The 10,016-nt window shown below is 72.3% G+C and carries 11 protein-coding genes; 2 read left to right on the forward strand and 9 right to left on the reverse strand.

Features of this window, described 5'->3' with window-relative positions; genetic code table 11:
- Positions 1-172 precede the first annotated feature (172 nt).
- On the forward strand, positions 173-826 hold the full coding sequence (locus tag ACFY1U_RS24320) for a DUF6230 family protein (RefSeq protein ID WP_390696217.1): 654 nt from the start codon (positions 173-175) through the stop codon (positions 824-826).
- Positions 826-1,269 (forward strand): DUF6114 domain-containing protein, encoded by a 444-nt coding sequence (locus ACFY1U_RS24325; protein WP_390696218.1) that lies wholly within the window; start codon positions 826-828, stop codon positions 1,267-1,269. The genes ACFY1U_RS24320 and ACFY1U_RS24325 overlap by 1 nt, the downstream gene beginning before the upstream one ends.
- 101 nt (positions 1,270-1,370) lie before the next feature.
- Here the strand turns inward: ACFY1U_RS24325 and mgtE are convergent, their stop codons facing one another.
- The 9 genes from mgtE to ACFY1U_RS24370 form a co-directional block, all read right to left on the reverse strand.
- Positions 1,371-2,417, reverse strand: coding sequence for a magnesium transporter (gene mgtE / locus ACFY1U_RS24330; RefSeq protein ID WP_390696219.1), 1,047 nt, complete (start codon positions 2,415-2,417; stop codon positions 1,371-1,373).
- 356 nt (positions 2,418-2,773) lie between these two features.
- A complete protein-coding gene (locus ACFY1U_RS24335; protein WP_390696220.1) occupies positions 2,774-3,523 on the reverse strand; it encodes a VOC family protein in 750 nt (249 codons plus the stop codon).
- Entirely contained in the window at positions 3,520-4,107 is a 588-nt protein-coding gene (locus ACFY1U_RS24340; RefSeq protein WP_390696423.1) for a shikimate kinase, read from the reverse strand. Before ACFY1U_RS24340 ends, ACFY1U_RS24335 begins: the two co-directional genes overlap by 4 nt.
- Before the next feature lie 29 nt (positions 4,108-4,136).
- Positions 4,137-5,321: a chorismate synthase gene (gene aroC, locus ACFY1U_RS24345; protein WP_390696221.1), complete on the reverse strand. Its 1,185-nt coding sequence runs from the start codon at positions 5,319-5,321 to the stop codon at positions 4,137-4,139.
- A complete protein-coding gene (gene metF / locus ACFY1U_RS24350; RefSeq protein WP_390696222.1) occupies positions 5,318-6,235 on the reverse strand; it encodes a methylenetetrahydrofolate reductase [NAD(P)H] in 918 nt (305 codons plus the stop codon). The genes aroC and metF overlap by 4 nt, the downstream gene beginning before the upstream one ends.
- Positions 6,232-7,161, reverse strand: coding sequence for a carbohydrate kinase family protein (locus ACFY1U_RS24355; protein ID WP_390696223.1), 930 nt, complete (start codon positions 7,159-7,161; stop codon positions 6,232-6,234). The genes metF and ACFY1U_RS24355 overlap by 4 nt, the downstream gene beginning before the upstream one ends.
- 1 nt (position 7,162) lies before the next feature.
- A complete protein-coding gene (metK, locus tag ACFY1U_RS24360) occupies positions 7,163-8,326 on the reverse strand; it encodes a methionine adenosyltransferase (RefSeq protein ID WP_390696224.1) in 1,164 nt (387 codons plus the stop codon).
- A 90-nt stretch (positions 8,327-8,416) separates the two neighbouring features.
- Positions 8,417-9,031, reverse strand: a complete 615-nt coding sequence (wrbA, locus tag ACFY1U_RS24365) for an NAD(P)H:quinone oxidoreductase (protein ID WP_390696225.1) — start codon at positions 9,029-9,031, stop codon at positions 8,417-8,419.
- Positions 9,032-9,038: 7 nt separating this feature from the next.
- Positions 9,039-9,581: a flavin reductase family protein gene (locus ACFY1U_RS24370; RefSeq protein WP_390696226.1), complete on the reverse strand. Its 543-nt coding sequence runs from the start codon at positions 9,579-9,581 to the stop codon at positions 9,039-9,041.
- Positions 9,582-10,016 lie beyond the last annotated feature (435 nt).

The following is a 10,016-nucleotide window of genomic DNA, read 5'->3' on the forward strand; positions in this document are numbered from 1 at the left end:
TGACCCTTAAAAGTAACCACGGGTAACTTCCTCGCTGGCTACTGCGGAGTACGAGAAAGCCCTTCCACCCGCCGGGAGTTGGGAGGAGGCGTGCGTCTGCAGCCGCTGTCCGCGCCAGGACAACGCGCCGATGATGCCCAACCCGCACCGACCAATGCACATGGGAGCAGAAATGGCCTCGTCCGCCGAACTCACCACTGGGAACCCAGAAAGCGGTTCCTCACCCGACCCCGCGAGACGCGGGCGGGTCCGGCTGCGCCGCGCCGCCGTGATGGCGGTCCCGGCCGTCACGGTCGCGGCCGGTCTCGCGATCATGACCGCCGAGGGGGCACTGGGGGTCTCGTTCTCGATCTCCGGAATGCCCTTCACGGTGACCGCCAAGTCGCTGGACGGCACCGGCTTCGAGCAGTTCGGTGGGCTCGACAGCATGATCGACAACAGCCCCAACGCGGGCGACACGGGCGGGCAGGTGCTGATCGTCACCTCCGCCATCAAGAGCGCGACACTGGACAGCCTGTGCCAGAGTGTCGACCTGGGTGGCACCAACCTGCTGATCAAGGCGGGCAGCGGCTCGTCGAAGGTGCAGGCGACCGACCTGACCACGGACTCGACCCTGCTGACCGGCGACGCCTCCTTCAAGAACATCGAGATCGGCAACGACGCGAGCACGCTCAACAAGGCCGGCGTCAAGGGACTGCCGGGCGTCTTCAGCCAGCAGGCCGACACGGTGCACATCGACAACCTGCGGCAGACCAACTATGCGACGACGGCCGGGGTGTTCAAGCTGCCGGGCCTGAAACTCAGCTTCAGCGACTCGGGTTGCTGATGTCGGACAGTCCGAAGCAAGGCGCGCGGCCCGCTTTTCGTGAGTGGCGGGCCCGTCGTCCGTTCTGGGGCGGGCTGCTGCTCGCCCTGGGCGGGGCGGAGATCCTGCTCACCGAGAAGGCCTCGCTGAAAGTCATCATGCACGCCGCCACCCAGAACCTGGCCGGCTACCTCCTGCCCACCGTGATGCTGCTGTGCGGGCTGCTGACCCTCTTCAACCCCACGCAGCGCCTGTTCTACTCGATCATCGGCGTCCTGGCCTCCCTGGGCACCTGGCTCACCTCGAACCTGGGCGGCTTCTTCGTCGGTCTGCTCCTGGGAGCCGTCGGAAGCTGCCTCGCCTTCGGCTGGCTGCCGGACCAGGAACCGCGGGTCGGCCGCCGGCAGCGCAAGAGGGAGGCGCGCACCCTGGAGGCCGTTCGGCCGGAGGCCGTACAGCCATAGGCCGTGCGGCCCGGGAGCCGTACCGCCACCAGCACGGCGCCCCGCCCACCGGCCGGCCCGTCTCGGGACCGGCCGGTGGGCGGGGCGCCTTCGCGCGGTGGTCAGATGCCCAGTACGGCGCGGGCGGTGAGGAAGTAGATGACCAGGCCGGTGGCGTCCACCAGGGTCGTCACCATTGGGGCCGAGACCACCGCCGGGTCGATGCCCAGGCGCTTGGCCAGCAGGGGCATGGTGCCGCCCACGGTCGCCGCCCAGCCGCAGATGATGACCAGCGCCACGCCGACCACGACGGCGATGTGCACGCCCACGAACAGGGTGCCGAGGACCAGTCCGAGCAGGGCCAGGATCGAGCCGAGCACCACACCCACCCGGCATTCCCGCCACACCACCGCGGGCAGGTCCGACACCCGCACCTCCCCCACGGCCAGCGCGCGGACGGCCGCGGTCGCCGCCTGTGCGCCGGCGTTGCCGCCGGTGCCGATCAACAGCGGGATGAACGTGGCGAGTTGGGTGACCTTCTCCAGCGTGCTCTCGAAGGCCTCCGTCACGGTGACCGTCAGCGTCGCGGCGAGCAGCAGGAGCAGCAGCCACACCACCCGGTAGCGGGCGAGCCGCCAGACGGTGGCCGCCATGTAGTGCCCCGTCCACGGCTCGGAGCCGGACTGCCGGGCCACGTCCTCGGTGTCCGCGTCCTCGATCACCTCGACGGCGTCGTCGATGGTGAGCAGCCCGACGAGCCGCTCCTCGCCGTCGACGACGGGCAGGGCGAGTGCGTCGGTCTCCCGCATCAGCCGCGCCGTCTCCTCGGCGGGGTCGTCGGCGTGCGCCCGGGCGCCGGAGGTGACGACGTGGGCGGCGATGTCGTCCTCGGGCGGGCTGAGCACCAGATCGCGCAGGGCCACCACACCGGTCAGCCGGCGCTCCCGGTCGACCACCGGGAGGGTGTAGACGGTGTCGGCGCGGGCGCCGTCGTCCCGGACCCGGTCAAGGGCCTGACGTACCGTCAAATGCTCGTCGAGCGCGATGACTTGCGTCGTCATGCGGCGGCCCACCGAGCCCTGCGGACAGGCGGGCCGCTGCCGGGTGGCGCGCAGGTCGTGGCGCTGGAGGGGGTGGTGGAGCTCGCTGGGCAGCTGGGTGTACGTCATGGCAGGGTCACCTCGGCAGGACGGCGGGACGGTTGGCTGCTGCTCGAAGGCGCGCACCGGAGCCGTCGCCGAGGGACGGAGGGTCAGCCGTGAGCCGTCACGGCGCCCCCGGGCGGAGGGCTGCGGTACGCGGGGGCTGACTGGGAGGTTCGCTCTGCACGGCGAACCACCTCCCTCCGCTGCGGAGCTCTCGGGCCGACAGTCAGATCGTGCTCACCGCGTCGCGCGGAGGCGAGCCACGGGGACGATCTGCGGGTTTTCTTCCACGCCGGGCGGGGCGGCTGAAGGAAGCGTGCAGTTGATCGCGTGCCGCCCCGGCGGACCGGGGGATTGCCCGCCGGGGCGGTCTGCCTCCGTCAGGCGTGCTGCACCAGCGCGAAGGTCACGCCTGACGGGTCCTCGAGCACGGCGACGCGTCCGACGCCGGGCAGTTCGGTGGGGGCGGTGACGACCTTGCCGCCCAGGACGGACGCCGTGACGGCCGCGCCGTCGATGTCCTCGACGCCGAAGTGCAGGGTCCAGCCGGCCGCGCCCTCGGGCCCGCTGGTGATTCCGCCGAAGTCCGCGACCCCGCCGACGAACCTCAGGTGCGCGGCGGCGCCCCCGGCCTCGCCGGGCACGGCGGACGTCCAGCCGAAGACCTGGGCGTAGAACGCCTTGGCGCCGTCGACGTCCGGGGTGCTGAGTCCGTACCAGGCCGGCGTGCCGCTCTCCCGCACCAGACCGGACCCGATGTGCTTGTCCGGCTCCCAGGCGCCGAACACGGCGCCGTCGGGCGCGTGGTAGACGGCGGCGGTGCCGGCCGGCCCCACCTTGGCGGGCGGGCTCACCACCCGGCCGCCGGCCTCCTCGACCGCCTTGGTCGTCGCGTCCAGGTCGTCCGACATGAAGTAGACGCTCCAGCCGGCCGAGTGCTCCTGGCCCTCCCGCAGCGCGACCGCGCCCACGATCTTCTCTCCGCCCAGTGTGAAGTTCACGTATCCACTGGGGAGTTCGAGGGCCTCCCAGCCGAAGAGGGAGCCGTAGAAGGAGCGGGCGGCGGGGACGTCGGTGGTGTCGAGGTCCGCCCAGCAGGGGGCGCCGGCCGGGTGACGAGAGATCTTCATCGGTTCTCCTGGGGTCGCAACGACTGATCTTCGACCAGCCTGGCCGCGCCCCCGGAGCGACTCCAGCCGGCGCCGGCAACTCGCGGATTCCTTCCATGGGCCGGCCCGTTCACGACGATTTCGTGCACTGCGATCGACCGGGCGACTTCTTCGGGTGTACGGCCGTCGGTGGCCACGACCGCCGTGGCCACCTCCTCGTACAACGACCGCCGGGCCTCCATCAGCTCGCGCCACTGCTTGCGCGGGTTGACGGCGAGCAGGGGCCGGGCCGCGTTCAACCCGGTCCGCCTGACGGCCTCCTCGACATCCATCGAGAGGTAGACCACGCGCCGCCCGGCCAGCAGCGCCCGCGTGTCGGCATCCAGGACGGAACCCCCGCCCAGCGCGAGGACACCGTCGTGCTCGCCCAGCGCCCTGTGCACGGCGGCCTTCTCGATCGCCCGGAAGACCGGCTCACCCTCGTCCACGAAGATCTCCGCGATCGAACGGCCCTGCCCGGCCACGATGTCGTCGTCCGTGTCCCGGAAGCCGACGCCGAGCCGCTCGGCCAGCAACCTGCCGACGGTGGACTTGCCCACCCCCATCGGACCCACCAGCACCACCTGCACACCACTCACCGGATCGCCAGGTGGTCGAGGTAGGACCGCACATTGCGGCGGGTCTCGGCCACGCTGTCGCCGCCGAACTTCTCCGCCACCGCATCCGCCAGGACGAGGGCGACCATGGCCTCGGCGACAATCCCGGCCGCCGGGACCGCGGAGACGTCGGAGCGCTGGTGGTGCGCCTGGGTCGCCTCGCCGGTCGTGACGTCCACGGTCTGCAGCGCCCGCGGGACGGTCGCGATCGGCTTCATCGCCGCCCGCACCCGCAACAGCTCACCCGTCGACAGGCCACCCTCCGTGCCGCCCGAGCGGCCCGAGGTGCGCCGGATGCCCTCCGGCGTGCCCACGATCTCGTCATGCGCCTTCGAACCCGGCACCCGCGCCAGCTCGAACCCGTCGCCGATCTCCACGCCCTTGATCGCCTGAATACCCATCAGCGCCCCGGCCAGGCGGGCGTCCAGCTTACGGTCCCAGTGCACATGCGAGCCCAGACCCACCGGAACGCCGTAGGCCAGGATCTCCACCACCCCACCCAGGGTGTCACCGTCCTTGTGCGCCTGGTCCACCTCCGCCACCATCGCCTTCGACGCATCCGCATCCAGGCAGCGCAACGGGTCCGCGTCCAGCCTCTCCACATCGGCCGGGGTCGGGTACACGCCCTGCGGGGCCTTCACCGAGCACAGCTCGACGACATGGCTGACGATCTCGATGCCGGCCGTCTCCTTCAGATACGACCGGGCCACCGCCCCCAACGCCACCCGCGCCGCCGTCTCCCGCGCCGAGGCACGCTCCAGAATCGGCCGGGCCTCGTCGAAACCGTACTTCTGCATACCGGCGAGATCCGCGTGACCAGGACGCGGACGGGTCAGCGGGGCATTACGCGCCAGCCCCGCCAGGACCTCCGGATCGACCGGATCCGCCGCCATCACCTGCTCCCACTTCGGCCACTCCGTGTTGCCCACCATCACCGCAACCGGAGAACCAAGCGTCAGACCGTGCCGCACACCCCCCAGGAAGGTGACCTCGTCGCGCTCGAACTTCATCCGCGCACCACGCCCATAACCAAGCCGACGCCGGGCCAGATGATCCGCCACCATCTCCGTGGTGACCGGCACACCGGCCGGAAGACCCTCCAGCGTCGCCACGAGTGCGGGACCGTGGGACTCCCCCGCGGTCAGCCAGCGCAACCTGCTCACGGGCGGGCCTCCGGCAGACGCAGGCCGCGGTGGATGTCCGTGGCGGCGGACGAATGGTTGAGGGTGATGTAGTGCAGACCGGGGGCGCCCTCGTCGAGGAGGCGCTGGGCGAGCCCGGTGGCGTGGTCCACTCCGATGCGGTGGGACAGGGCCGGGTCGTACTGTGCGGTGCGCAGGCACAGGGCGAGGTCGTCCGGGAAGGTCGCGTTGCTCAGGCGGGCGAAGCGGGCGATCTGCTCGTAGCCGGTGGCGGGCATGATCCCGGGGATGACCGGGGTGTGGCATCCGGCGGCGGCGAGCCGGTCGCGCAGCCGGAGGTAGTCCTCGGCGCGGAAGAACATCTGGGTGATGGCGTAGTCCGCGCCGGCCCGGCACTTGGTGACGAAGTGCCGGATGTCGGTGTCCCAGTCGGGTGAGCGGGGGTGTCGTTCGGGGAACGCGGCCACGCCGACGGAGAAGGCCCCGCAGGAACGGATGAGCTCGACGAGTTCGGCCGCGTACCGCACGCCCCGGGGGTGCGGGGTCCAGGGCCCCTGCGGGTCGCCCGGCGGGTCGCCGCGCAGGGCGAGGACGTCACGGATGCCGGCGTCGGCGTACCGGCCGATGATCGAACGGAGTTCGGCGACGGAGTGCCCGACGGCGGTGAGGTGGGCGACCGGGCGCAGGGTGGTGTCCTCGGCGATGCGCCGGGTGAGCTCGGTCGTGCGCTCGCGGGAGGTGCCGCCTGCGCCGTAGGTGACGGACACGAAGGACGGGTTGAGGGTCTCGACGCGGCGCAGCGCGCTCCACAGGGCCCGCTGCCCCTTGCCGGTCTTGGGCGGGAAGAACTCGAAGGAGTACGAGCGGTGGCCGGCCGCGATCAGTTCGGCGGGGCCCCTGAGGGTCCGCTCGGCCACGGGTGCGTGGACCGTCATGTCGTATCGCCTCCTGAGGGGACGAGGGCGCGGGGCGCGGCGTAGGTCTGGGTGCCGACGCTGGACAGGGCGAGCGTGGCCAGTTGCGAGCCGAGTCGCGCGCATTCGGCGGGGTCGAGGCCCGCGGTCAGGGCGGCGAGGTATCCGGCGCGGAAGGCGTCGCCGACGCCGGTCGGGTCGGCGGCCCGGTCGGCGGGGACCGCGGGGATGTCGAGCGGCGGGTCTCCGGCGCGCTCGACGCGGCTGCCCTTCTCACCGAGGGTCGTGACCCAGGTGCCCACACGGTGCAGGACGTCGGCGTGGGTCCAGCCCGACTTGGCGAGCAGCAGGGCGTGTTCGTACTCGTTGGTGAACAAATGGTCCGCGCCTTCGACCAGTTCGCGGATCTGGTCCCCGTCGAGCCGGGCGAGCTGCTGGGAGGGGTCGGCGGCGAAGGGAATGCCGTGGGTGCGGCAGGCGTGGGTGTGCCTGAGCATCGCCGCCGGGTCGTCGGCGCCGATCAGCACCAGGTCGGCGGGGGCCTTGCGCAGGACGTCGGCGAGGTCGATGTTCCGGGCCTCGGCCATCGCGCCCGGATAGAACGAGGCGATCTGGTTGCCGTCCGGGTCGGTGGTGCACAGGAAGCGGGCGGTGTGACGGGTACGGGAGACATGGACCCCACAGACGTCCACGCCGAGTGCGGCCAGTCGTTCGCCGTACGGGGCGAAGTCCGCGCCCACGGCGCCCAACAGCAGTGGCCGGTGGCCGAGTTGGGCCAGACCGTAGGCGATGTTGGCGGCGACTCCGCCGTCGCGGACGTCCAGGGTGTCGACCAGGAAGGACAGCGAGACGTGGTCGAGGCGGTCGGCGAGCAGTTGCTCGGCGATGCGGCCGGGGAAGGTCATCAGATGGTCGGTGGCGATGGAGCCGGTGACGGCGATCCGCATGTCAGGCCCCCGCCGCGAGCCGCAGCGCGTCCACGCGGTCCGTCCTCTCCCAGGTGAACTCGGGCAGTTCGCGGCCGAAGTGGCCGTAGGCGGCCGTCCGGGCGTAGATCGGGCGCAGCAGGTCGAGGTCGCGGATGATCGCGGCGGGTCGGAGGTCGAAGACCTCCCGGATGGCGTGTTCGATCGCGGTCTGCGGTACGGCGGCGGTGCCGAAGGTCTCGACGAACAGGCCGACGGGCTCCGCCTTGCCGATCGCGTACGCCACCTGCACCTCGCAGCGGCGGGCGAGGTGGGCGGCGACGACGTTCTTGGCGACCCAGCGCATCGCGTACGCCGCCGAACGGTCCACCTTGGAGGGGTCCTTGCCGGAGAACGCGCCGCCCCCGTGGCGGGCCATGCCGCCGTACGTGTCGATGATGATCTTGCGGCCGGTGAGGCCGGCGTCGCCCATCGGGCCGCCCACCTCGAAGCGGCCGGTCGGGTTGACCAGCAGGCGGTGGCCCTCGGTGTCCAGTTTGATGCCGTCGTCGGCCAGCCGGGCCAGTTCGTGCTCGACGACATGGGTACGGATGGCGGGGGCGAGCAGGGTCTCGAGGTCGACGTCGGCGGCGTGCTGCGCGGAGACGACGACCGTGTCCAGACGGGCCGCGCGACTGCCCAGGTACTCGATGGTGACCTGGGTCTTGCCGTCGGGGCGCAGGCAGGGGACGAGGCCCTCCTTGCGCACCTGGGAGAGCCGGTGGGCGAGGCGGTGGGCCAGCTGGATGGGCAGCGGCATGAGTTCGGGCGTCTCGTCGCAGGCGTACCCGAACATCAGCCCCTGGTCGCCCGCGCCTCCGGTGTCGACGCCCTGCGCGATGTCCGGGGACTGTGCGCCGATCGACACGGACACCCCGCAGGAGCGTCCGTCGAAGCCCTTGTGGGAGGCGTCGTAGCCGATGTCGAGGATCGCCTCCCGGACCAGCGCGGGGACGTCCGGGCGGGCCGTGGTGGTGACCTCTCCCGCAAGGTGCACCTGCCCGGTGGTGATCAGGGTCTCGACGGCGACCCGGGCGCGCGGGTCGTCCCTGAGCAGGGCGTCGAGGACGGTGTCGCTGATCCGGTCGGCGATCTTGTCGGGGTGTCCCTCGGTCACGGATTCCGAGGTGAACAGGCGGCGGGACATGGCTCTCCCTGGGGTCGCAGCGGCTGCTGACTGATGAAGGGCGTGAAGCGGGGCCGGGGGGGTTCCCGGGGGTGGGACCCCCCGGCCCGGTCAGAGGGCGGCGGACGCGAGGGCCCTGGCGAGGCGGACCACGCGGTCGGCCTGGACCCGGGCCGCGTTGCGGGTGAGGTCGCCGACCGGGGCGGTGCCGCCCGCGTCGTGGTGGGCGGTGCCGTAGGGGTTGCCGTCGGCGAACTTGTCCGGGTGGGTGAAGCCGGGGGCGACGACGATGCCCCCGAAGTGGTGGAAGGACTGCATGAGGGCGAGCAGCGTGGACTCGTTGCCGCCGTGCGGGCTGCCGGTGGAGGTGAAGGCGCTGTAGACCTTGTCGGCGAGCTCGCCCTTCTTCCAGGCCGGGCCGAGGGTGTCGAGGAACTGCTTGAGCTGGGCGGCGACATTGCCGAACCGGGTGGGCGAGCCCATCAGGACGGCGTCGGCCCACACCACGTCCTCGACGGCCGCGAGGGGGATGTCGGCGGTCGCCGCCGCGCGGGCCGCCCAGGCGGGCTGGGCGGCGACGACCTCCGGCGGAGCCAGCTCGGCGACCCGGCGCAGCCGGACCTCGGCACCGGCCTTCGCGGCGGTTTCGGCGAGTTCGCGGGCGATGTCGGCGACATGGCCGGTGGCGGAGTAGTAGACGACGGCGAGCTTCACGGTCACGTCCATGGCGCGCTCACCACTCCGCGAGGTGCAGGGACAGCAGCGGGTCCGGCACGTCGAGCGCGGTGGCCGGGTGGGTGAACGTGCGGTCGTAGTAGACGAGCGGGGTGCGGTCGTCGTCGACATGGGTGTCGAGGACGCGGCCGACGAGGATGCTGTGGTCGCCGCCGTCGTGCAGGGCGTGCAGGGCGCAGGCGACGCGGACACAGGCGTCGGGAACGCCGGGCAGGCCCAGTTCGCACGGTACGACGTCGCCCTCGGCGTCCCCTTCGGCGAACCGGTCGACGCCTGAGCGGGCGAAGCGGCGGGCGAGGTGGTCCTGGCCGTGCGCGAGCAGGTTGACCAGGAAGCGGTCGGCGCTCGCGAACGCCGGGTGGGTGCTGGCGGTGCGGCTCAGGCAGACCAGGACAAGGGGCGGGTCGAGGGACAGGGAGGTGAAGGAGGTCGCGGTGAACCCCCAGCGCCGTCCGGTGCCGTCGACGGTCGTCACAACGGTCACCGGCCCGGGGACCCGGGACATCGCGCGGGTCAGGGCGGTGCCGGTCGGGGCAGCCATGTGATCACTCTCCGGTGTGGTGGCGGTCAGGACGGACGGGGCAGCGCGGCGCCGGGGCCGGCCAGGCGGCCGGCCCCGGCACGAAGTGCGGCACGGGAAGCGACCGGCGCCCGGCCCCGGGCGGGCTGGTCAGGACGGAAGGCGGCCGTCGCCCGCCCCCGGACAGGCCCGCCAGGACGGGAAGCGAACGGTGTTCGGCCGCAGACGCGACGGGCAGGACGGGAAGCGGCTGAGGCCCGGCCCCCGACGAGCCTCTCAGGGCGGAAAGAGGCCGGCACCCGGCCCCGGACGCGCCGGCCAGAACGGGAAACGGACGGCGTCCGGCCCCAGACGCAACGGACAGGACAGGAAGCAGCTGACGCCCGGCCCCCGACGGGCCCCTCAGGACGGAAGGCGGCCCACACCCGGCCCCGGACGCGCCGGCCAGAACGGGAA

This window comes from Streptomyces sp. NPDC001351 (assembly GCF_042896045.1).
Taxonomy (GTDB): Bacteria; Actinomycetota; Actinomycetes; order Streptomycetales; family Streptomycetaceae; genus Streptomyces.